The 22,311-nt window shown below is 54.4% G+C and carries 22 protein-coding genes and 4 pseudogenes; 19 read left to right on the forward strand and 7 right to left on the reverse strand.

All coding sequences use genetic code 11. The features are described 5' to 3' along the window. The first annotated feature begins 991 nt into the window (after positions 1-991). On the forward strand, positions 992-1,483 hold the full coding sequence (cbpB, locus tag JCM12539_RS10040) for a cyclic-di-AMP-binding protein CbpB (RefSeq protein ID WP_054651169.1): 492 nt from the start codon (positions 992-994) through the stop codon (positions 1,481-1,483). Between the two features lie 83 nt (positions 1,484-1,566). On the opposite strand, the gene JCM12539_RS10045 is transcribed toward cbpB, so the two are convergent. Both JCM12539_RS10045 and JCM12539_RS14835 read right to left on the reverse strand, forming a co-directional pair. After that, positions 1,567-2,028, reverse strand: coding sequence for a mechanosensitive ion channel family protein (locus tag JCM12539_RS10045; RefSeq protein WP_263849792.1), 462 nt, complete (start codon positions 2,026-2,028; stop codon positions 1,567-1,569). Next, positions 1,979-2,455, reverse strand: a complete 477-nt coding sequence (locus tag JCM12539_RS14835) for a mechanosensitive ion channel family protein (protein ID WP_263849793.1) — start codon at positions 2,453-2,455, stop codon at positions 1,979-1,981. The genes JCM12539_RS10045 and JCM12539_RS14835 overlap by 50 nt, the downstream gene beginning before the upstream one ends. A 221-nt stretch (positions 2,456-2,676) precedes the next feature. Between JCM12539_RS14835 and JCM12539_RS10050 the strand changes: the two genes are divergently transcribed. The 4 genes from JCM12539_RS10050 to JCM12539_RS15595 all read left to right on the forward strand — a co-directional run bounded on the left by JCM12539_RS10050 (position 2,677) and on the right by JCM12539_RS15595 (position 4,484). Further along, positions 2,677-3,117: a DUF948 domain-containing protein gene (locus JCM12539_RS10050; RefSeq protein WP_054651171.1), complete on the forward strand. Its 441-nt coding sequence runs from the start codon at positions 2,677-2,679 to the stop codon at positions 3,115-3,117. Positions 3,118-3,129: 12 nt separating this feature from the next. Beyond that, entirely contained in the window at positions 3,130-3,681 is a 552-nt protein-coding gene (locus JCM12539_RS10055) for a YtxH domain-containing protein (protein ID WP_054651173.1), read from the forward strand. Between the two features lie 96 nt (positions 3,682-3,777). Then, positions 3,778-4,251, forward strand: a complete 474-nt coding sequence (locus JCM12539_RS15590) for an HAD hydrolase-like protein (RefSeq protein WP_439645137.1) — start codon at positions 3,778-3,780, stop codon at positions 4,249-4,251. After that, on the forward strand, positions 4,164-4,484 hold the full coding sequence (locus tag JCM12539_RS15595) for an HAD hydrolase-like protein (protein ID WP_439645138.1): 321 nt from the start codon (positions 4,164-4,166) through the stop codon (positions 4,482-4,484). Before JCM12539_RS15590 ends, JCM12539_RS15595 begins: the two co-directional genes overlap by 88 nt. Before the next feature lie 127 nt (positions 4,485-4,611). Here the strand turns inward: JCM12539_RS15595 and JCM12539_RS10065 are convergent. Further along, positions 4,612-5,713 (reverse strand): annotated as a pseudogene (locus tag JCM12539_RS10065) (M24 family metallopeptidase). Between the two features lie 287 nt (positions 5,714-6,000). On the opposite strand from JCM12539_RS10065, the gene ccpA reads away from it, so the two are divergent. Further along, a complete protein-coding gene (ccpA, locus tag JCM12539_RS10070) occupies positions 6,001-7,002 on the forward strand; it encodes a catabolite control protein A (protein WP_054651175.1) in 1,002 nt (333 codons plus the stop codon). A 265-nt stretch (positions 7,003-7,267) separates the two neighbouring features. Here the strand turns inward: ccpA and JCM12539_RS10075 are convergent, their stop codons facing one another. The 4 genes and pseudogenes from JCM12539_RS10075 to pepV form a co-directional block, all read right to left on the reverse strand. Further along, a complete protein-coding gene (locus JCM12539_RS10075; protein ID WP_054651177.1) occupies positions 7,268-8,728 on the reverse strand; it encodes a transglycosylase domain-containing protein in 1,461 nt (486 codons plus the stop codon). After that, positions 8,725-10,014: a transglycosylase domain-containing protein gene (locus tag JCM12539_RS10080; protein WP_054651179.1), complete on the reverse strand. Its 1,290-nt coding sequence runs from the start codon at positions 10,012-10,014 to the stop codon at positions 8,725-8,727. Before JCM12539_RS10080 ends, JCM12539_RS10075 begins: the two co-directional genes overlap by 4 nt. 94 nt (positions 10,015-10,108) lie before the next feature. Then, the gene (locus JCM12539_RS10085) at positions 10,109-10,927 is read right to left on the reverse strand and encodes a biotin--[acetyl-CoA-carboxylase] ligase (RefSeq protein WP_082405472.1); all 819 of its coding nucleotides are present in this window, start codon (positions 10,925-10,927) and stop codon (positions 10,109-10,111) included. Beyond that, a pseudogene (pepV, locus tag JCM12539_RS10090) lies at positions 10,866-12,276 on the reverse strand (dipeptidase PepV). Before pepV ends, JCM12539_RS10085 begins: the two are co-directional and overlap by 62 nt. Before the next feature lie 268 nt (positions 12,277-12,544). Between pepV and JCM12539_RS10095 the strand changes: the two are divergent. The 13 genes and pseudogenes from JCM12539_RS10095 to JCM12539_RS10150 all read left to right on the forward strand — a co-directional run bounded on the left by JCM12539_RS10095 (position 12,545) and on the right by JCM12539_RS10150 (position 21,534). Further along, complete coding sequence (locus tag JCM12539_RS10095) at positions 12,545-13,195, forward strand: PfkB family carbohydrate kinase (RefSeq protein WP_054651183.1); 651 nt, start codon at positions 12,545-12,547, stop codon at positions 13,193-13,195. Next, complete coding sequence (locus JCM12539_RS15600) at positions 13,192-13,461, forward strand: PfkB family carbohydrate kinase (RefSeq protein WP_054651185.1); 270 nt, start codon at positions 13,192-13,194, stop codon at positions 13,459-13,461. Before JCM12539_RS10095 ends, JCM12539_RS15600 begins: the two co-directional genes overlap by 4 nt. 2 nt (positions 13,462-13,463) lie before the next feature. After that, positions 13,464-13,775 carry a hypothetical protein gene (locus tag JCM12539_RS10105; protein WP_054651187.1) on the forward strand — a complete coding sequence of 104 codons (312 nt, stop codon included), beginning with the start codon at positions 13,464-13,466 and terminating at the stop codon, positions 13,773-13,775. A 99-nt stretch (positions 13,776-13,874) separates the two neighbouring features. Beyond that, a pseudogene (locus tag JCM12539_RS14845) lies at positions 13,875-14,951 on the forward strand (YibE/F family protein). Further along, complete coding sequence (locus JCM12539_RS10115; protein WP_054651201.1) at positions 14,947-15,690, forward strand: YibE/F family protein; 744 nt, start codon at positions 14,947-14,949, stop codon at positions 15,688-15,690. The pseudogene JCM12539_RS14845 and the gene JCM12539_RS10115 overlap by 5 nt, the downstream one beginning before the upstream one ends. Positions 15,691-15,722: 32 nt before the next feature. After that, positions 15,723-16,349 (forward strand): metallophosphoesterase, encoded by a 627-nt coding sequence (locus JCM12539_RS10120; RefSeq protein WP_054651189.1) that lies wholly within the window; start codon positions 15,723-15,725, stop codon positions 16,347-16,349. Between the two features lie 31 nt (positions 16,350-16,380). Further along, the gene (locus JCM12539_RS15605) at positions 16,381-17,169 is read left to right on the forward strand and encodes a YutD family protein (protein WP_054651191.1); all 789 of its coding nucleotides are present in this window, start codon (positions 16,381-16,383) and stop codon (positions 17,167-17,169) included. Positions 17,170-17,187: 18 nt separating this feature from the next. Continuing rightward, positions 17,188-17,967, forward strand: a complete 780-nt coding sequence (locus JCM12539_RS10130) for a TIGR01457 family HAD-type hydrolase (protein WP_054651193.1) — start codon at positions 17,188-17,190, stop codon at positions 17,965-17,967. Continuing rightward, positions 17,967-18,467 carry a lipoprotein intramolecular transacylase Lit gene (locus tag JCM12539_RS10135; RefSeq protein ID WP_082405474.1) on the forward strand — a complete coding sequence of 167 codons (501 nt, stop codon included), beginning with the start codon at positions 17,967-17,969 and terminating at the stop codon, positions 18,465-18,467. Before JCM12539_RS10130 ends, JCM12539_RS10135 begins: the two co-directional genes overlap by 1 nt. Next, positions 18,439-18,603 carry a lipoprotein intramolecular transacylase Lit gene (locus tag JCM12539_RS15305; protein WP_369396105.1) on the forward strand — a complete coding sequence of 55 codons (165 nt, stop codon included), beginning with the start codon at positions 18,439-18,441 and terminating at the stop codon, positions 18,601-18,603. Before JCM12539_RS10135 ends, JCM12539_RS15305 begins: the two co-directional genes overlap by 29 nt. Before the next feature lie 89 nt (positions 18,604-18,692). Next, positions 18,693-19,639, forward strand: a pseudogene (gene hprK, locus JCM12539_RS10140) (HPr(Ser) kinase/phosphatase). A 28-nt stretch (positions 19,640-19,667) separates the two neighbouring features. Further along, positions 19,668-20,504 carry a prolipoprotein diacylglyceryl transferase gene (gene lgt / locus JCM12539_RS10145; protein WP_054651197.1) on the forward strand — a complete coding sequence of 279 codons (837 nt, stop codon included), beginning with the start codon at positions 19,668-19,670 and terminating at the stop codon, positions 20,502-20,504. 10 nt (positions 20,505-20,514) lie between these two features. Next, complete coding sequence (locus tag JCM12539_RS10150; protein WP_054651199.1) at positions 20,515-21,534, forward strand: NAD(P)H-dependent glycerol-3-phosphate dehydrogenase; 1,020 nt, start codon at positions 20,515-20,517, stop codon at positions 21,532-21,534. Positions 21,535-22,311: the final 777 nt, after the last annotated feature.

Consider the following 22,311-nt stretch of genomic DNA (forward strand, 5'->3'; position numbering starts at 1 on the left):
AAAAATCGCGGTCTCTAAAATCTGCCGCTGTAACTCGCTCCGCTCGAACAGCGCTCTGGGGTCGCAGCGACTACGTCTCCGGGCACGACGCCTCCGTCCCAAAGACCAGCCGCGGGTTCCCGTTATGTCGTGGCAGTGGTGACCATTCCGACCACCACACGCCTACGCTCGTCGTTCCGACCGATGCGGCCTCATACTACCGTAGCAATCACGTTTCCTGATCAAATGTTTTCCCTCCACTGGCTTTCGGGGAGTTTGTGGACTACAATATCAGCCTGCGTGATCATGAACTTATGCATTGAGGTATCTGACTTTTGGGTTGTGCGATATCCCGTCAGCAGCAGGGTTAACAACTGCCGCCTGGTGTAATGATATGAGGATAAATGTTGACTGACTCATTCATAATTTTCTTCGCAAGAGTGGTTCTGGCCGGTGGGGGTGCCGTGGGGTGCGGAGACGACTGGGCCCGGAACTGTGACCGCTGCAAGGGGCTTGCCGCTGTAAGAGCGCAGCGATGTACAGCGCGACGAACTTAGAGACTGGCTGCCCGGGCTTGGCAGGCAGGCTCTAAGTTGCACCGGAAACCGCGTTTTTTGCGGTTGGAGGTTTCGCCCTGGCAGCGGTCACCGTGGAGCGGTCCACAAAGTCGCAGTACCCCACGGCACCCCCCACCGGCCAGAACCGCCAACAGAAGCCACCGCGCCGCCAGGACCGCCACTAGGAGCCATAGGTCAGTAGCCATCACTGGGAAAATTCTACCGGAATTATGTACGACTAGCAATGGTGAAGAAAGTGTGGAGAATCTGTCAGGGTACTGAAGAAACATTGAAGCTTCTGGGCAACCCTGTTGTTTCGTTTCCAGACAGGGTACAATAATACTCGAGGTCGGTGATAAACGCCGGCTCATTAACGTAACAATCGCTTACAAAAAAACGCAATTAAAACTGCGGGCGGCGGCCCAATAATTCGGTGATAGTTTGGGGGAATTCCGATGTTAAACAAAACCGTTGAGGATATGCTCATGGTCAACCGGGAACATTACGTTATTCCGGCGTCCATGGTCGCGACGGTCCAGGCAGATAACTCTTTGACCCACGCGTTCCTTGTTCTGACTAAGGTTCGCTACGCGCGCATACCCGTGCTTGATGGTGATCAGTTCGTGGGTCTCATTTCGTTGCCCATGGTGACTGAAACCATGTTGGGCCTTGACAGCTTGAAGATTGAACAACTGGACGACATGTGTGTCCGTGACGTTATGGATACAGAGGTGACGACGGTGGCGAACCCGTACGCGTTGGAGGACGTGATGCACATGCTGGTGAATGATCCGTTCCTGCCGGTAGTGGCTAGCACGGGAGAGTTTACGGGCATCGTGACCCGGCGTGAATGGATGAAGAGCTTGAACTACATCTGCCACGATTTGAGCAAGGACTACGACGTAACGCCGAAAGTAACTGCTCACGCAACCGGCAAAGTCGAATAAAAAAAGGGTCCCCCAGTTGTCGGCCAACCCACTCTGCATAGTGGGGTTGCCTGTAACTGGGGGACTCGTTTGTTAATGGGCGTTTACGGCAGCTTTGTGCCGGTGGGCGCCGTCCGCACGGTAATACCAGCGTCACGTAGCGCATCAACGTATGCAGTCAGAAAGCGGGCCCGCACGGCAGATTGGGTGCCGGGTTTAGCGGTCACGCGTACCTGGTAGACCAGACCGCCCCACTGTGAGGGTACCAGGCCCACTATCTCGGGTGCCTTCGTCAGGTCTTCGTCATTGGGCACCAGTTCGGCGTTGACCTTCTTGACGATTCGTTCAATCGTACCCGAGTCTGTGTCACTGGCAACGGGGAGATCAACGATGGCGGTCATGGCGTTGCGTGAGAGGTTCCGGACGATTGTGATGTTACGGTTAGGAATGTAATTCAACGTGCCGTCCGCGCTGACTACTTGTGTGGTCCGGAGACCCACCACCTGCACCGAGCCGCTAATTTGTCCGAGTTGAACGCTGTCGCCAACGTCTAGCTGCCCTTCCAAAATAATGAAAAAAACCGTTCACGATGTCGCTAATGAAGCCCTGCGCACCGAGACCGACAGCAATCCCCACAATTCCTGCACCAGCGAGTAACGTGCCGACGGGGATACCCAGGATACTCAGAGCGGTGTAAATGTAGAAAAAGATGACCACGTAGCTAAAGATGTTCAGCACCAGCATCTTGACGGTCGCAAAGCGGCTACCGGCCAGCTGACTATTTTCGTAATGGCTGAAAACACGGCGAATGAGGTACTTGCCACCCCGGTTCAGGATGAAGAACAGGATGCTGGCAATCACAATCAGGATGGCACGATTAATGATGGTGGCTTGAATGCTAGCCCAGTTAATGTTGCTGAACCAGTGGTTAGCTTGGGTCACCGTCGATGAAACTGACTGACTTGTTGTTTTGGCGCTGAGTAAGTATGGCATGACGTCCTCCCGATTGCTTTTCACCCCTCATTTTAGCAAAGATGACGCGGTTGGTCGCGCCGAACCACACCTTTGTGACTACCAATCAGCAAATATTTAATTAATAAAACTGCCCCAAAAAAAATTGAATGCGTGTTCATTTGATGATATTCTGTATTTAATTGGTGGTCGTGGTATTATAGCGTCACCTCTTAATGATGACAGCGAAAGGGAGTTTAGCCATGACTGGTGGTACAATTGCACTCATCATTGCGGCAGTCGCATTTTTGATTATTGCTTTAGGCATTTTCATTGTGTGTGTCAGCTTGGGGAGTGTTAGTAAGGATTTAAAGAACACGGTCGCCGAAACGAACAAAACGTTGGCAACTATTAACGGGGAGCTCGGTACCGTTACTAATGAGGTCGAAGGGTTGCTCGTCAAGACGAACGACCTGCTTGAGGACGTCAACGGGAAGGTCAAAACGATTGACCCAGTATTCACCGCCATGGGTGATCTGGGTGAGAGCGTATCCGACCTGAACAACGCGGCCCGCGACCTCACGGGTAGCATTAACAAGACCGCGAAGGCTACTGGTGGCCTGGCCGCATTCAAGGTCGGCCGGTCTGCTTTTAGCGTACTACGCAAAACAATGTCGAAGAATAAGAATGACAACGAGGAATAGGGGGTCCCATTAATGTCTAAAAAGAACCACTTCTTGCTAGGTTTCATTTTAGGTGGCGCCAGTGCGCTGGCCGCAACTTACCTCTTAACACCACAAACAACTGATGAGCTCAAAAAGAAGCTCAAGTCCGGTACAAACGAACTGTCTGACCGGGCCGCAGACTATTTTGACTTTGCGAAGGATGCCACGGAGGACTTCCGGACTAGCGCTGAGGAGTTCGTCACTGGCCTGAAGACTAAGATTACACCGAATGAAGATGGTGATATCTCCGCCTTCACCAACGCGACGGCAGCAATCCGGACCAAGCTCGTTGGCGGTAACGATGACGATGATGATTTTGATGACATCGTCGTTGACGGTAAGAGCGCCTTTGGTCAGGCTAAGGATGCCGGTGAGGACGCGGACGACGATGTTGAGCCCGACGCGGTTGCGACTCCGGAAGAACCTGCCGCCACGGCCGGGGACGCCGAAGCCGCTGACGTGGCAGCGGATACGGCTGCGCCCGCTCCGGATGCGGACAAGCCGGCCGCTGATGCTCCTGATAAGGCGGATGACCACGAGTAATAATTGATCATAAGTTTATGGGCGCGTCATCAGGGCGTGTCTAGCAAGGAAGCCGTCACGTGGACTCACTCTAGGAGCCGGGGTGATGGCTTCCTTGTGCGTTATGATAAACAGTACGATGAACGGAATGGGGACAAGTACGTGACGGATAAAACACTCTTCTTTGACTTTGACGGAACAATTGCTGATTCTGAACGTGGCATTGTGGATAGTATTAAGTACATGGTGCACGAACGCCAAATGCGGCCACTGACGGACGCGCAGTACCGGACCTGGATTGGTCCCAGCCTCACATATAGTATCAACCAGTTTTACCCGGAGCTTGATGCGGCCGCCGTTGACCGGGCCATTGAAAGCTACCGGGTCTACTACGAGGCCCGCGGTATATTTGAGGCCGATTTGTACGCCGGTATTACCGATAGCTGCGAGCGCTCCGCAATCAAGGCTTTCGCACCGCGGTTGCGTCGTCCAAACCGGAAGCCATGGTGGCCCGATTGGTGGACCACTTTGACCTGGGTACGCTCTTCGACGGGGTGTATGGCGCCTCGATGGACGAACATACCCGCGTGAAGAAGGCGGATGTGCTCGCCTACGCCATGCGTAACCAGCGTGCCGGTCAAGCGCATTCCGTAATGATTGGTGACCGCTTTACCGACATCAAGGGTGGGCAGGCGAACGGTGTGAAAACACTGGGCGTCACTTACGGGTTTGGTGACCGCCAGGAGCTGGTGGACGCGGGTGCCAACAAAGTTGTGGATCACACGCAGCAGTTGGTTGATGGTTCGACTGTGCTGGCTGGCTAGTACAGTCGGTGACGGCCCTCTCGTGGACTTACAGCCCCCGAAATACAATAGTAGCCCCGTGGAGGTTCCTCGTTGTCGAGGACCTCTACGGGGCTACATTTGCGCTTCAGGACGTATGACCGGGTAATTACGGTTCGATTACCCGCAACGTCTTTGGTGTATGGGTGAATGGTTCGTTGCCGTCAGCGTGATGTGGATGCAATCCTCGATGCGGACACCGGCGAAGCCAGGAACGTAGATGCCGGGTTCAATGGAGAAGCACATGCCCGGCTGCAGCTCCATGTCGTTGCCCTCCATGATGGATGGGAACTCATGGGTGCTAGTGCCGATGCCGTGACCCAGGCGGTGGTTGAAGTATTCACCATAGCCGGCCTTGGTGATGATGTCCCGGGCGATTTTGTCGAGGCTCGCGGCGGTGACCCCAGGCTTAGCGGCCTCCATAGCGGCTAAGTTAGCTTCCAGACAAACCGCGTGGATTTCGCGCTCCCGGTCGCCGACTTTGCCGAACGCGACGGTACGGGTGGCATCGCTGTCGTAACCCTGGTGGACGGTACCGAGGTCAAAGAGGACCATCTGACCTGGCTGCACTTGGTTCAGTTCCGGGCACCGTGCGGGTTGGCAGCGTTGGCCCCCGCCTGGACAATGGTGTCAAAACTCATTTCCATGACACCCCGTTTCATCATGGCGTAGTTGATTTCAGCGACGACCGCCTGTTCCGTCACGCCACTGTGCAGAGCGGCAAAACCGGCAGCAAAGGCGGCGTCGGCCTCGCGTCCGGCGGCGTCCATGAGGGCAATTTCGCTGTCGGACTTGATGAGCTTCTTTTGTTCGATGAACCGCGATGCGTCCGCGGGGAAGGTGGCGTCGGGAAATTGTTGACGGATGGCGTCGTAACGGTAAACGGGCAGGTCGTCCTTTTCAATGGCCCACTTGGCCGGTTCGCCGGCATGAGCGCGAATTGCGTCGCCAATGAGGGCAAAGGGGTCCTCGTGGTCTAGGTAGCCGTGCACGTCGTACGACCAGCCGCTACGCTTCACCTCTTCGATGGAGAGCGCGGGGGTAAACAAAAATGGGTCGCGGTCCGGGAAGGCAAAGAGTGCCGTGACACGTTCTTCGGGATCCTGAAAGAAGCCGCTAAAGTAACTAATGTTGGTGGGATTGCTGATGTAGGCAACGTCCAGTTGTTGGTCCTGAAGCCACTGGGTGAGTTGCTGTAAATGTTCATTCATGGATGGGTTCCTCCTTTGGTTGGCGCCATGAGGCGTATGCATACAGTATAGCATATGAGAAAATGCCAAACGTGGTGGTTGTGCGAATGTAAACGGTTAAATGAAAACGCCTCTCGTGTAAACGATTAGAAGGTGCCTCGCTAAATGCTATTGAAAATGTCATGAAAAAAGCGGTGCAAATAGTGGTAAAACGCTTGCATTCGATTCCGTAATCTGCTATCTTATACAGGATAAATCATTATCCAATACATGATAAATATAGTAATTTGAAGGGACGATTTGAAACAATGGAGAAACAGACAATCACAATTTATGACGTAGCACGCGAGGCTAATGTGTCCATGGCGACCGTATCCCGTGTTGTTAACGGTAACCCAAACGTGAAGGCGGCCACCCGTCGCCGCGTTTTGGACGTCATTGACCGCCTTGACTACCGTCCAAACGCGGTTGCGCGTGGCCTGGCATCGAAGAAGACCACTACGGTGGGGGTGATCATCCCGGATGTCACCAACATGTTTTTCTCCAGTTTGGCGCGTGGGATTGACGATGTGGCTTCAATGTACAAGTACAACATCATCCTCGCTAACTCCGATGAAAACAACCAAAAAGAAGTGCAGGTGGTCAACACCCTGTTGGCTAAGCAAGTTGATGGTTTGATTTACATGGGCCGGTCAATTAGCGATGATCTGCGTTCCGAGTTTGCCCGTAGCAAGACACCAGTTGTTTTGGCCGGGTCCGTTGATCCTGACGAGCAGTTGGCAAGCGTCAATATTGACTACGTCGCCGCAGTTCAGGGCGCCACGAAGCAGTTGCTGGATGCTGGCAACAAGAAGATTGCGCTGGTGACCGGACCGTTGAGTGAACCGATTTCCGGCCAGTACCGGTTGCGTGGCTACAAGCAGGCGTTGGACGGTGCAGGCATTGCGTATGACGAGAGCCTCGTCTTTGAAACGGAATACAGCTACCAAGCTGGTTTGGCTGTCTTCAAGCAGATCCAGAAGGCTGGTGCCACCGCAGCACTGATTAGCGATGACGAGATGGCAGTGGGGGTCCTTAACGCGGCTTTGGATGCCGGTGTGCGGGTGCCTGATGACTTCCAGATTATCACTAGCAACAACACCAAGCTGACCCAGATGACGCGTCCGCAGTTGACGTCGCTTGACCAGCCACTTTACGATATTGGTGCCGTGGCCATGCGTCTACTGACCAAGCTGATGAACAAAGAGGGTATCGATGAGATTACCGTTCGTCTCGGCTTTGACATTACGGAACGGCAGACAACCAAGTAAGCTAAAAAGCTTCCCCAACATTTTTGGGGAAGTTTTTTTTGCACGGGAAAACGCAATAGGGTGAGGCCCAGTCACAACTAGCAGTCTCGAGAAAGCGATGAACATCGACGGCGGCCTACAAGAGTGGACCACAATACAGCTCCCTGTGCCTAACACAATAATGCCGATATTCCCGAATTGTGGAATATCGGCATTATTACGTTATTGCTCGGGAGCTAACCGCATTGTGGTCCACTCTCGCCCTGTTGGTTCTGGTTCTACGGTGTTACCTCAGTCGATGAACTAACGGCTGATGATGAACTTGCCGGTACCGATGAACTTGTGACGTATGACGATGAGATTGCCGAACTGCTGGAACTGTAGGTGGGTGCACTGCTATACAGTACGCTGGAGCTGCTGGAGCTGACCGCCGCACTGCTGGATGAACTGGATGCAGCGGCTGCTTGGCAGCATCCTGTTGGTCCTTAGTCGTGGTGTCAGTATTCACGCTGGCGTCATCATCTTTGACCGACGTTGTCTTACCGTACCCGTTATTGGCACCGTCCATATAGTTCCAGAACAGGCGGTAATTGTTGAAGGTACCACCAATGGCAAACTCGGTCTTAAACGCGTCAGGCGTCCAGCCATTGTAGAGACTGGTGACGGTGCTACCACTGGTCTTGACGGTTTTCCCATTAAACGTGCCGGTACCGTTCGGCAAGCCGGTGAGGGAGTTGACCTTCACCGATTTCACGTTGCTCGGTCGACTCAGAGTCTTGTGGAGCTTGAATTGTTGTGGAATTAGCTGGTAAATGGCGTTCATTGAGGCGGCCCAGTACGTTTCGTTAATGGTACTTTGGCTCGACCCCAGCGAGAACGAGTGACCATAGTTGTTGTCATAACCCATCCAACTAGCCATGGTCAGACCTGGTGTACTACCGATGAACCAGATGTCCTTATCGTCGTTACTAGTACCAGTTTTGGCAATCAGGTTGTCGGTGTCAAAGTTAGCCAGGTAGTTGACCGTCGTCCCGGTACCCGAGCTCACAACGCCGTGCAACATCTTCTGCATGATGTAGGCGGTACTCTTGCTGAAGACCTTGGTGTTGCCGCCTTTGTGTTTGTACACCGCTCTTCCTGATGGGTCCGTGATGCTACTAATCATGTACGCGGTGGCGTGTTGTCCGTTATTGGCAAAGGTGGAGAAGGCACTGGCCTCCTGCTTCACGCTGACCCCGTAGTCAGAACCACCGAGGGCAAAGCCCAGCTTCGAGTAGTCCGACTTGGTGAAGGTGGTGATGCCCATCTTCTTAATGTAGCTGGCCACGTTGACCTTCTCTTTGATCGCACTGTATAAGTTGACTGCGGGGATGTTGTACGAATGGGCCAGCGCGTAGCTGGCGGGCATGAACTTGTTGGCAATCGTACCGCCAAAGTCGCTCACCGAATAGTTCGTGAAGCTCGTTTTGAAGTCAGCCAGCTGGGATTCTGAACCAATTAGCTGATTCTCAATTGCGGGTCCATAAACGGCGATGGGCTTGATGGTGGAACCGGATGAACGGGTTGAGTAGATGTGGTTAATCCCGCTCTTAACACCGCCGACAAATCCCAATATGGCACCAGTTTGGTTATCCAACAGCACACTACCATTTTGCACGGGTTCGGTAGCCGTTTCGGTTTTACCAGTGGCAGAATCCGTGTAGGTGTACGTATGCGTGGTGCCCCAATTATCCCGGTATTCCCTCATGACGCTCTGCATCTTCTCGTAGACTGGCTTAACCAGGGTGGTGTGAACGTGGTAGCCTTAGTGGTCAGGAGCGTTGCCGCCTTATCCGTGTACTCCTTCTTCAGCGACGAGTCCGCGTTCAACTTCTTGGTGGTAATGCCATCGTTGTGCGCGAGTTGCTTGGTGAGCGTATTTTCGGCTTCCAGCATAACGGAACTGTACGCGAAGCCGGATGTTGATTCGTCCGTGCCGTTGCTACCAGTGCGCCGGAAGGAGGCAACTAGGTCAAATTTTTTGGCCTCTTGATACTGCTTGTTGGTGATATAACCCGCCCGGTACATGCGGAACAGGACTTCACGTTCCCGCTGGACGCCGTATTTTTGGTTGTCCTTCAGGGAGCCATCAGCATTGTACGGGGTGTAAATAAACGGACTTTGTGGTAATCCGGCGATGAAGGCGGACTGCGCAATGTTCAGATCCTTGGCGGATACGCCGAAGATCCCCTCAGCCGCTGACTCCACGCCGGCAATGTTCTCGCCATCACTATTACGCCCCAAAGTGGCCACGTTGAGGTAGGCGTTGAGGATTTGCGACTTGGTCATGTATTTATCAACGCGCATGGCTAGCACAATTTCTTTGGCCTTACGCTTAAACGTGGTTTCACTCGAAAGTAGCTGGAGTTTAACGAGTTGTTGCGTCAGCGTTGAGCCACCAGTTTGACTCCCCACACCGGTGACAGAGGAAATGACGGCGCGCAGGAGGGACTTAGGTGTGACCCCGTTGTGCTTGTAAAAGTCGGCGTCCTCGGTGGCCACAATGGCTTTGCGGACCCACGGCGACATGTTTTTGTTGCTGACGGACTCACGCACGAGGTCACTCATAACCGTGGCTAGTTTGACGTTATTCGCGTAGTACAGGGTCGCGGAGTCCTCCGTGTTCGTCACCTGACGGGTCATTGCCGATACGCTAGGCACGGGTGTCTTGTCGAGGATGGAGGCAAAGTAGCCGACGCCGACACCCAACGCGAGGAAGCCTGCACAAATAAGCCCAGCAACTAGGGCGAGAACGAGGTGGCGGATTGTCTGCAGAATGGTGTCGGCGTACAAAGTCCACGTCGCCCGCGAAAATGGTGGTAGCGGGTTAGTGACCGGTTGCCGATCATGGTGCTGCTCCGACTGCTGTGATCGCCCGGTCTGTTGGTGGCGACCCTGATGGTGGAAGCCACGGTTAATGCGGTGGCCAATACGGGACCACGAATGGCCCACTTTGCTAAAAAAAATTACGCACGTTGAAATCTCCCAGTACAAATATGTAGGGCGACCATAATGGTCACCACTCGGATTGCGGTTGTCCGCTTGGTTACCGTCACCGGTAATGGATGGCGGCCCACAAATTACTAATTCAAAGTTGCTCGTACCTTAGTGTACCATGGGCGACGGTTACCGTCCCGGTGCTTGTTTTTACAATTGCGTTACCGTTGTCGGCAAAGCCGGCCAGGGTGCCATCCAGTTGGCGTTGCCCGTCGTCGATGTGTACCCGCCAGCCAATGCCTGCGGCTAGTCGCCGGTATGCTGGCATAATCGTTACCGGTGTATCCAGCAACGTTGTAAGTTCGGTCAAAAAGTTGGCCAAAAGGGCGGGGCGAGGGTCAGGGTTCGGCGCTACAGCCCACAGCCCGGCCACGGGTTGGTTAGCGACTAACGGTCGGTTTGCGGGTAAAGCTAAGTTGAGGCCCCAACCCAACACGGCAACGGGGTGCCCAGCCCTGTCTTGGCGAATCCAGGCTAGGATGCCACTGATTTTGTTGCGGCCGACAAGCAGGTCGTTGACCCATTTGAGCCGTGGGGTGGTACCACTGACGATGGCACAGGCCCGACTCGCGGCCACACCCGCTGCGGGCATGAGTAACATCATCTGTTCGGGGGTAGCGGATAGAACGTACGTACAGTACATCCCCGTACCCGCCGGCGAATCGAACTGGTGGCCCCTTTGCCCCACACCAGCATTTTGTGTGTCAGCCAACAGGACAAAGGGGGTGTGCCGGCCTTGGGCTAACTCACGCTCTGCCCAGGCGTTGGTGGAGTCGACGCTCTCTGCGTGCAGAAACGGTACGTGAAGTCCGCGGGCATACAGGCGTCGGTGAAAGCGTCGTCGGCCATTACTGAGCGAGCCGCACAATTGCGTCGGCGTAGATGGCGACAGCACGCATAATGTCGTCAATCGTGATGTACTCGTCGGCCATGTGCATTACTTCGGGGGCACCGGGCATTTGCGCACCAAACGCAACGCCGCGCTGAAGCATCCGTCCGTACGTCCCGCCACCGACGATACCTTCCTCACCCGGCAGGCCGGTATGGTCCGTGTAGACCTGCAGTAGTGTTTGGACCAACGGGTCACTGGCGGGAACATAATGTGGTTCCTCAACCCGTCCGTGAATGGTGACGTTCACGTGGTCAGTACCGATACTACTTTCCATATTATCCGGATGCCTCGGCGTCCGTGCCTTGCGGGTAACGCACGTTGACCAAAATGGTTTGGGGACCGTCCTGCTCGAACGCAAAGATATCGGGGCTGGCGGTCAGCGGGCCCATCTTTTGGTCGGTCAGCGCGACGTTTAGCCGGGCACCGTTGGTTTCAGCGTGGAGGAAGTTGGTAATAACTGCCAAGTACTGTTGACCGGCGGGGTCGAGCTGCAGACCCAGTTGGTCAATCAGTGCGGCGAGGTACGTCCCGGCGTTAATCCCGCCGGCGGGGATGGAGGAATGCGCCCCGCGTCCAGTTAAGGTGATGGTAACGCCGTTATTGACTGGCGTTACGGCAGTCTTGGTACCGTTCGCCTCGTCAAAAGCACCCGCGACGGCTTCGAGGTCAGTCGGAATGGCACCAGTTAGTGTGGCGGTAGCGGTAACGGGGACCATGTTGGCCCGGATGCCGGCGTTAAATGCGTGCAAAGTGGTGGTGGCAGCACGGGCCGCCACGTGCGCCAACTGAATTTCAAAGTCGGCGATACCTTTCTCACCATTAATAATAGGAAATTCAGCGTCCGGTGAAAATCCTAACGTCGGGTTTTCTTGGGTTTCCATGTAGCGTGTCATGCCGTACCACTCGGATTCCTCGTCAGTACCGTAAATCAGGTGCACCCGCTTGTTTAGTGGCAACTGCAAATCGCGAATTACCTTGAGGGCGTAATAGGCGGCAATCCCAGGACCCTTGTCGTCGGCCGTTCCCCGGCCGTAAATCCGGTTACCCTCAATCGTTGCCTGAAAGGGTGTGCGGGTCCAACCCTCGCCAGCAGGAACCACGTCGAGGTGGGCGAGCACACCCAGGATGTCCTCACCGCTACCAACTTCAATACGTCCGGCAACATTTTCGACGTTAGTAGTACTAAAACCATCGCGCTCCGCAATTTTGAACATGGTGGCGAGTGCTTCGGCAGGGCCAGGTCCCAACGGTGCGTCAGCGGTGGCGTGCTCCACGTCGCGTTCTGAATCAATAGCAACGAGGGTGGACAGGTCAGCAATAATATCGTCACGGTACTTGGCGGCGGCTGCCGCGTAATCAATGGCCATGATTTTTCCTCCTTATGGTAACGGTGCAGTCCAAAATTCAATATTTGCTATAAGAATACCACATCCCACCGCCACCCTGCGCTCACAGTGCTACATTATCGGGGTTAGCAATCACGGACGGCGTGGTGACCACGGTCATTGTGGCGTGATGTGGGCCGACATTTTTGGCGGTACCAGGACGTATTTGGTATGATAGAGGCTATACTTAGGTGTTGTCAGTATACATAAAAATCAACTTCGGGCACGTGCCCGGCGAATGGAGCGAAAAATGACATTAGCAATCATTGGCAGTATCAATTTGGACCAGATTTTTGCGGTGCAGCAGATTCCGCACCCTGGTGAAACGCTGATAGCGGATAACCTCGCGGAAGCTCCTGGTGGCAAAGGCGCCAACCAAGCGGTAGCCGCCGCTCTGAACGGTATGGACGTCGATTTTATCGGGCGCGTTGGTAATGACGGTGCCGGTGTCGGCCTACGCCAGGCGCTAGTGGCCAAAGGGGTACAAACGCAGCATTTGGTGACTGACGAAGTGGAGCCTACCGGTCGAGCCGTCATCATGGTGGAGCCTTCAGGGCAAAACCGGATTGTGGTTGCTAGCGGCGCCAACGCCGCGGTCACCATGGACGACGTGGCACCCGTGATAGCGGAGTTGGGCCCGGATGATTTCCTCATGGCTACCTTTGAATCACCCATGCAGACGGTCACGGAAGCTTTCGCGGCTGCCAAAAAGCGCGGCGTTAAGACCGTGCTTAACCCGGCGCCCGCCCGTCATGGGGTGCCAGTAGAGCTCCTGGCGGCGACGGATATTATCATCCCCAACGAGGGTGAAGCCACCGCTCTGACCGGCATTGACATGGTTGACGCTGCTGCGACGGCCGAGGCCGCCGCGACTTACGCGCGCAGGGTGCCAACGAGGTGATCATTACCTTGGCCGAAAAGGGGAGCTATTACTCCGGACCTAGCGGCGACTTTTCTATACCCGCGTACACCGTGCAGGCGGTGGATACTACCGGCGCGGGCGATACGTTTATTGGTGGTTTTCTCAGTCAGTATGGCCGTGGTGACGTGGCTGACGCGCTCGATTACGCCACTGCGGCTTCCGGCATTGCTGTGGCACACGTGGGCGGTCAGCCGTCCATTCCGGACGCAGCGGCGGTGACGGCTTTCCTGAAGGGGGCACATTAGCATTGGCTCAGTACCAAACGTTTGATTTAATCCAGGAAATAATCCGGAACGATGACACCCGCTACTTTGAATTGGGCAATATTTATATGAACGGCGTGGCGGAACGGTGTGCATTGGACGGTTACATCAAAGAGGTGCGGATTTTGCAGCTCAACATTCCGCATAGTACCGCAGTGCGCAAATATGAAGAGTATATTAACGACCATTATGATTTTCCCAGCCTCAAGCCCGACCACTGGGAAGAGTGGGCGAAACCTGAAGGCCCCATTAAGGACGCATATCATGAGGTGCTACGGGCTAACCATATTTCCTGATTTTAGCCGCTCATCGGTGGTGCGATTACCCACTGTGGCCGTTGTTCATGGTGATTTTAAAGTGTAGTGCGGTATGGATTCGTTGAAAGAAGGCTAAGGATGAGCAAACGGTGGTGGTGGCTCGGAGCTGCCATTATAGTATTGCTGGTTGGCGTGGGGCTGCGGCATGATGCCGGTCTGTATTCGGTGCCCGTGGCGCAGGTCACGTCTGTGCAGAACGGCCAGGCCCAAAAAGAAGTGGATTCATATAACAATACTGATTATCAGACTAAGCAAACAATTACCGCCCGCTTGTTGAACACTGAGCAGAAGGGCGCGACGGTGCACTTCACTAACGAGTACACCCAGTCTGGTGCCCTGGATAGTCCGCTCAAACAGGGTAACCAGGTGTTTCTGACCAAGTCTGGTAGTGGTTACCAATTCCGGGACAACAAACGTGACGTTGTGCTGGGTGTATTGATGGTCATTACGTTGTTACTAATCTGCCTGCTAGCTGCCAAACACGCGCTGGTAATTATTGCTTCGATCACCGCCAACACGGTGCTGTTTTTCTCGGCGATTCATTTGGACCTCCACTGGAACGGCAACCACGCGTGGGGGATTTTTACCACTTTGGTTGTCATTTTCACAATTGTCACGGTCCTATTCGTCATCGGTTGGCGCCCCGTGGGCCTAGTGATAGCGGCGGCAACCCTCCTGGCTACGGTTGGTGCAGTGGGACTCGGTTACGCGGTCATGACGTGGACCAACTATAGCGGTATTCACTTGCAACAGGTTCGGTACGTGACCCAGTCGCCCGCGTTACTTTTTTTACGTGGAAATTATTGTCGGTTCACTCGGTGCGGTTCTGGATGAGACTAGCGACATCTCGGTCGCGATCTTTCAACTGAACGGCGGTGCTCCCAGCGTTTCAAAGCCGGGATGGATATCGGACGGTCCGTAATGGGCCCGTTAATTTCAGTGCTATTCATGATTTTCATCGCTGATACTTTCGCCGAATCGGTGTTGTGGTTACGCAACGGCAACAGCATTGCCCAAACCATTGACTGGGTGATGGGGCTCGGCTTTGCACAGTCACTGATTAGCGCCTTTGGTATCGTTCTGGCTGTGCCCATTACTAGTGGCCTGGCGGCTTTAGCCGCGCGGGCACAGCGGGGAGGGGTGGCCCATGATTAACGGCATGTTATTATTAATCGTAACGTTACTCGTCTTGCTGGTTGCCGTTGGTGGTAGACGAGGCCTAAGTATCTTTATGAGCCTGCTACTCAACACCCTAGTTTTATTTATTAGCGTGGTGTTGATGGCTGGTGGCTTTTCACCCGTGTGGGTAGCGGCCATTGCGGGGATGTTAATCCTAGCAGCGACAATTTTCTTGACCAACAGCAACATGGACGTAGCCGGACCAGCGTTTGTTGCGGCCATCATCGTGATGCTGGGGTTGCTCGCGTTAGTGTTTGTGGTGGTTGTGCATAGTCACGCAGCCGGCTTTGGCGCCGAGGACAGCGAGGACCTAGAGGGTCTAGAAGTGACCATTGGCATCCGGTTCCAGCAAATTATGATGGCGGCGTCCCTACTGAGCACTTTGGGGGCAATTGCCGAAGCTGCCATTGCGGTTTCCGCCGGGATTAACGAGTTGGACGTCGAACGGGACCATGAAGGCATCGTGCAGATGGGCCGTGAAATTATTGGTACGGCCATTAACACGCTGTTCTTCGGTTTCTTTGGCGGCTTTGCTGGATTGTTTGTCTGGTTTACGCAGCTTAAGTACCCACTATGGGAAGTGTTTAACAACAAAATTTTTGTTGCGGAGTTACTCACCGTACTGTTCTCGGTGATAGCGGTTATTTTAACCGTACCGGTCACGACCTGGGTCGTTGGCCACCGCGCACGTGCGGGTCGAGAACAGAAGGGGTAAACTAGTGGCATTACGGTACTGGAGGTGTGACCATGATTTTCTTTATTGCGGATACGCACTTCTTTCATAGTGACTTGTTGGGTGATAATCAATTTGCGCCCCGCCTGTTCGATTCAACTGCGGCTATGAATCAAGCGATGATTAACGCTTGGAATGCGCGCGTGGACGACAACGACGTGGTGTACCACCTCGGTGATATTGCCATGAATCCAGAAAATGTACCCACCAACGCGTCTGTGCTCGCAATACTGGTACAATTGCACGGTCGTATTACGTTCATCAAGGGCAACCATGATTATCGGGCGTTGTTCAAGTTTTTACACCAGAATGATCCCGGTTGGCACGGACAGGATAAATTTAAGTTCCATGACGTGGGGACGATTATTAAGGCGGATCACCGGCAACTATTTTTGACCCACTACCCCATGATGATGGGAATCGTGCATCAGGTGCTGAACCTGCACGGCCACATTCACAATAGCTCCGTGTATCAGGAAGAGAATATCAACGTGGGCGTTGATTCGCCCGAACGTGCTTTGTTGCCGGAACCATTGCCGTGGGGGAGCCCGTTGACCGTGCCCGAAATTGAGGCCATTTATCAGGCCAAGCGCGCGGCGAACGCAAGAACCGCATGTGAGGTCGGGCAAGTTCGACCATAATTAACTTTGAATTTTTGAGGAGGTTAGCTGATTGGCTAAACCAGAGGAACATGAGGATAGTGTCGCGGAGACGCCCACAGCGTTAGCGGCGGATGCGACTACTAACACAACGCCGCCCCGTGTAGTGCAGGTGGCGCCGGATATGTTGACCATCGACGGTCGCCGGTACCAGGTGGTGACTGAGTATAAGGATGCAGTCGACCGAGAGGCCCTGAACAATCGGTATGATGACGTATTGGCAAAATATGATTATATCGTTGGGGATTGGGGCTACGACCAGCTGCGGTTACGCGGCTTTTATCACGATGACAACGCGCAGGCGGCGGCCGACCAGACCATCAGTCACCTAGAAGACTACTTGTACGAGTTCTGTAATTTTGGCTGTGCCTACTTTGTGATTGAGCGCTTGGACGCACCCGAAGCCAAACCGAAGCGTAAACGCGCGCACCGCGGTGGTCGGGGCCGGCACCGCCGTCCTGATGAAGAGCAAAGTAGTCAACCGGATTACAGAAGGCGCCACCAGGAACCACGTAAACGGACGCAGTCACCAGACGCGGGGCGTAAGCAGCACCACCGGTCAAGCAGTGAATCGTCGCGTCCACAGCGTGATCAGCGTCCGTCGGGGCACACCAGCCGTAACGGGGGGCAGCAACGTCGCCATACTGAACGGCAATCTGCGGATAAGCAGCATCCATACACGGAGCGCCGCGCGCAGACCAAGCAGCCGCAACGGGGACACAACCAGAAGGCAACTACGCAAAAAGATCAGTCCGGACGGCGGTTTACGATTCGCCGGTTGGATGATAACCATAGTAAATAACGGAGTGGGGCAGTTCTTTTGAGTAAATATAAAGGCTATTTAATTGACCTAGACGGTACCATCTACCGGGGCAACGAGCGGATTCCCGCTGCCAAGCGCTTCGTTGAGCGCTTGCAGGCGGCAAACATCCCGTTCCTCTTCTTAACGAATAACACCACGCGTACCCCAGAAACGGTGTGCGCATTTTTGGCGGATAAACACGACATTCACGTCACGCCCGACCAGGTTTACACACCTTCACTCGCTACAGCCAGCTACTTGTTGAGTGAAAACGACGGGGATGTGAGCGACAAGTCCATCTACATTATCGGTGAGATTGGCCTCAAGAAGGCGATTCTGAGTACCGGCATCAAAATGAACGAACTGGACCCGGACTACGTGGTGGTAGGTCTGGATTACGACGTGACTTACCACAAATTTGAACTGGCCACGCTGGCAATTCAACGCGGTGCCATGTTCATTGGTACTAACGAGGATACCAACCTGCCTAACGAGCGCGGTCAGGTGCCTGGTGCGGGTTCCGTGATTGCGTTAGTGGAACGCTCTACACAACAAGAGGCTTTCTACATTGGCAAGCCACGTCGGCCGATTATGGACGCCGCTTTGGCCAAAATGGGGTTAGCTGCCGAAGATGTTGCGATGGTGGGCGATAACTACAATACTGATATCAAAGCCGGTATCAACGCCGGCACGGGGACGTTGCTGGTTTACACGGGTATTTCCACCAAGGAACAGGTTGCACGACAGGAAATCCAACCCACGGACCAGGTAGACAGCCTGGACGACTGGGAAGTCTAATGTCCTGCCGGTTGCGCCGCTGGGGGCGGCTGGTCACGATGTGGCTCGCATTGATTAGCGGCATCATCTTTGTGGTGACGCTCGTGTCGGTGCCACTGTTCGTTGGCTGGATACATTGGGACCGACTAGACCGGGTCGCCGGGATGTCGCCGGCCCGTCTTTTACATAACTATTTAAACATGTGGTCGTACCTGTACATGCCGTGGGTGCACCGTTTGTGGCTACCGGACTTTCGGGTAAGCGTGAGTGGAGCCACCCACTTTGCGGACGTGCAGCGGTTGTTCGTCCTGAATTTGGTGGTCATGGTCGTGACGGTGCCCTTAACGTGGAAGTGGCTACACCGCTTACGTGAGCAGCATCAAGGATACCTCCTGCGGACTAGCGCTTGGGGTGGCCTAACCGTGGTGGCCGCCTTGCTCGTTGCGATGGGGCTTAACTTTAACGTTTTTTTTTATCGCCTTTCACGAATTGTTGTTCCGCAACCAGGACTGGGAGTTTGACCCGCAGCTCGACCCCATCATTAACGTGTTACCGGAAGGCTTCTTCGCTGCCTGCTTTGCCATTGGCTTCTTGCTGCTGGTTGGGGCACTGGTAAGTATGTTGGTGTGGGGGCGACGCGACGCCCGTCGTGGTTAGGTAAAAGTTGGCCGGCCTGTAACGGATGCGTCGGCGGTAGGGCTAACTATGGTAAAATTGACGTAGGCACATAAAACGGAGGTTACGTCATGGCTGAGTATGTCACGGTTGCCGACCTGGTTAAGGCCGGACATTTGGATGTAGTGAGTGGTCAGGAGTATCTAGACGAACGCAAGATTACCGTTAGTGATATTTCACGGCCTGGTCTCGAACTGACCGGGTACTTTAACTATTACCCGCACGAACGGATTCAGTTGTTTGGGCGGACAGAAACGTCGTACACCAAGAACATGGCTAAGGATAGTCAAGTGAAGGTGTTGGAACGCATGTGCACCCCGGACACGCCGGCATTCGTAGTTTCACGGGGGTTATCCGCTCCTGATGAGATGATTGCGGCTGCGTCTAAGGCGCACATTCCGGTCCTGAGTTCCCAACTACCAACGACCCGCTTGGTGTCGCTGATTACCGATTACCTTGATGGCGAGTTGGCTGAGCGCGATAGTATTCACGGCGTGCTAGTTGAAATTTTCGGGATGGGTATCCTGATTACTGGTGAGTCTGGGATTGGTAAGTCTGAAACCGCGCTGGAATTAGTGCAACGTGGTCACCGGCTGATAGCGGACGACCGCGTGGATGTCCACCAGCAGGACGAAACCACGGTCATTGGTGAAGCCCCAAAGATTCTGGACCACATGTTGGAAATCCGTGGGGTTGGTATCATTGACGTCATGGACTTGTTCGGTGCCGGCGCGGTGCGTTCGGCCACCAGCATCTCTTTGATTGTCCACCTGGAAAATTGGTCCGACGACAAAACGTTTGACCGACTGGGTACCGGTGAGGATACCCAGGAAATCATGAACGTACCGGTACCGCGCATCACGGTGCCGGTACGTGTTGGGCGTAACTTGGCCATTATCATTGAGGTGGCGGCGATGAACTTCCGTGCCAAGCGGATGGCTTCGACGCCACGGAAAAATTCAAGGCCAACCTAGCGCAGCTCATCACTCATAACGAAGAAGAGGATGAAGCCCGCTAACGAGCCCAGTTTTTAAAGGAGCGTGTCTATGTTTGCAGCCTTAAATCCCATTGCGTTACAGCTGGGTGGCCTGGAAGTACACTGGTATGGCATTATCATTGCTAGTGGGGTGTTGCTGGCGGTATACCTGGCGATTAGAGAAGCACAACGCCGGGACGTGAGTGAGGATCACATTCTCAACCTGGTGCTCTGGTCGTTACCCTTTGCGCTCATTGGTGCGCGGGCGTATTACGTTCTCTTTGAGTGGCAGTACTACAGTCAGCACCCGGCGCAGATTATTGCCATCTGGCATGGTGGCATTGCCATCTACGGTGCGCTGATTGCGTCCGCCCTAGTGTTCATTATTTATTGCCGTGCCCACGATCTGTCGATTTGGTTGGTACTGGATATTGCCGCGCCCACGGTGATGATTGCTCAGGCCATCGGGCGTTGGGGCAACTTTATGAACCAGGAGGCCTTTGGTGGCGTCACAACCAAGGCTTTTCTGACTGGGTTGCACATCCCCAACTGGATTGTGCAGCAGATGTACATTGGTGGTGCTTATCGTCAGCCGACCTTTTTGTACGAGTCAAGTTGGAACGTTGTGGGGTTCATTATTCTGATGCTGATTCGGCATCGCCATCACCTGTTCAAACAGGGTGAAGTATTTTTAACCTACTTGATGTGGTACAGCTTCGGCCGCTTCTTCGTCGAGGGGATGCGGACCGATAGCCTGTACATTACGGCTAACTTGCGGGTATCACAATTGTTGTCGGTCATCCTGTTTGTTGGGGCACTGGCCGTTTGGGTCTACCGTCGTTATCGCAGCTCGGCGCCTTGGTATTTAGAGGGTAATCTCAACGCTGCGATTAATAATAAGGAGTGAAAATCACACTATGTCTACAAAAGTTGCTGTTTTAGGTGCTGGTTCCTGGGGGACCGTTGTTGCTAACATGTTGGTTGAAAATGGTCACGACGTCACTAGTTGGGCATACTTGGATAAGGATGCCCGCGAGATTAACGACCAGCACACCAACGAGCACTACATGCCTGGCTTCCGCCTGAACGCTAACCTGAAGGCGACGTCCGACCTGGCCGCCGCTGTAGAGGGTGCGGAACTCATCCTATTCGTGGTACCAACAAACGTTGTGCGGAGCACGGCGCAGCAATTGCTGCCCATTCTGCAAGCGACGGGCAACAAGCCAATTCTGGGCTCCTTGGCTAAGGGGCTAGAAAAGGGTAGCTACATGCGGATTTCACAGGTGCTGGACGACGTGATCCCAGCCGAGAACCGTCAGGCCGTGGTGGTCGTGTCTGGGCCAAGTCACGCTGAAGATGTGGCCACTAAGGACCTAACCGCTTTGACCGCTGCGTCGACGGACCTGGCTGCCGCTCAGCGTGTGCAGGCCATCTTTGCTAACGATTACTTCCGTCTGTACACTAACGCGGATGTCATCGGTGTGGAAATGGGTGCGGCGTTGAAGAACGTTATCGCCATTGGGGCCGGAGCTGCGGTGGGCCTCGGCTATGGTGCCAACACCAAAGCAGCGTTGATTACGCGTGGGCTAGCTGAAATTAGCCGTCTGGGCGTGAAGATGGGTGCGGACGCCCAGACGTTTATCGGTCTGTCTGGTGTTGGTGACCTGATTGTGACCGCTACGAGTGAGCACTCCCGCAACTGGCGTGCAGGTAACCAGCTGGGCCACGGCGAGCGTCTACAGGATGTGCTCGACAACATGGGTCAGGTGGTCGAGGGTGTGTCGACGGCCAAAGTTGCGCACGAATTGGCGGCCAAGGAGCACGTGGACATGCCAATCACGGAAGCAATTTACTCCGTGTTGTATGAAGACCAGCCAATTACGAACGTCATTAAGGGGCTCATGGCCCGTGACGCTAAGCCTGAGTTTGAGGAATAATTGCGTCAACACAAGTGAACTTTGACGGGGCCGCTGCCATCCAGTGGCGGTACTGTCGGTATACAAGCCTGGGCTAGCGGAGTCTTCTACTCTCGCTGGCCCAGGCTTCTGTATTGGGGTCTTGGTATCCGGGTGGCGGTGCTGCCCGTTGGGGGTGCCGTGAGATGCGGTGACTTTGTGGACTGCTCCACGGTGACCGCTGTTAGTGGCTGGCCGTACTGGCGTGGTGGCTCCGGTTGAGCGGCTGGTCCCCGCGACCGGAGCTGTGAGCCTCACGCTCTCGCCCGTGCCGGGCTACCGCGAATTGCCGTAGCCCGAGAAACCCACTCGGTCTAGCCAATTTGATTCTGTAATTCATAACTGCCAGTACGTGCTAACGCACTACTGGCACTAATTCAAACAGAACTACGGGCATACAGCCGTCGCGAGGGCCAACCGCTCAACCTCCACCACCACACCAGTACGACCAACGGGAGATGGTGATCGATACTTGCACAGGGCGGCTCGCATTCCCCAAAATAGATGGTAGAGCGAGTAAGACAACACCGCATTGCATACTGGCAAGAATAGTGAGACCAGTAGCACTAACAGGTTCGGCCAAATTACCAACGGGTAGGGAATCGAGGATCCGGATATCGGTAACCACGAACTATCGGGAACCCGTGGGTGGGGTTTGGGACGGAGGCGTCGTGCCCGGAGACGTAGTTGCTGCGACCCCGAAGCGCTGTTTGAGCGTAGCGAATTACAGCGGCAAATTTTTGAGCTTGAGTGCACTGC

The sequence above is a fragment of the Lacticaseibacillus pantheris DSM 15945 = JCM 12539 = NBRC 106106 genome, from assembly GCF_001311175.1.
GTDB classification, from domain to species: Bacteria; Bacillota; Bacilli; order Lactobacillales; family Lactobacillaceae; genus Lacticaseibacillus; species Lacticaseibacillus pantheris.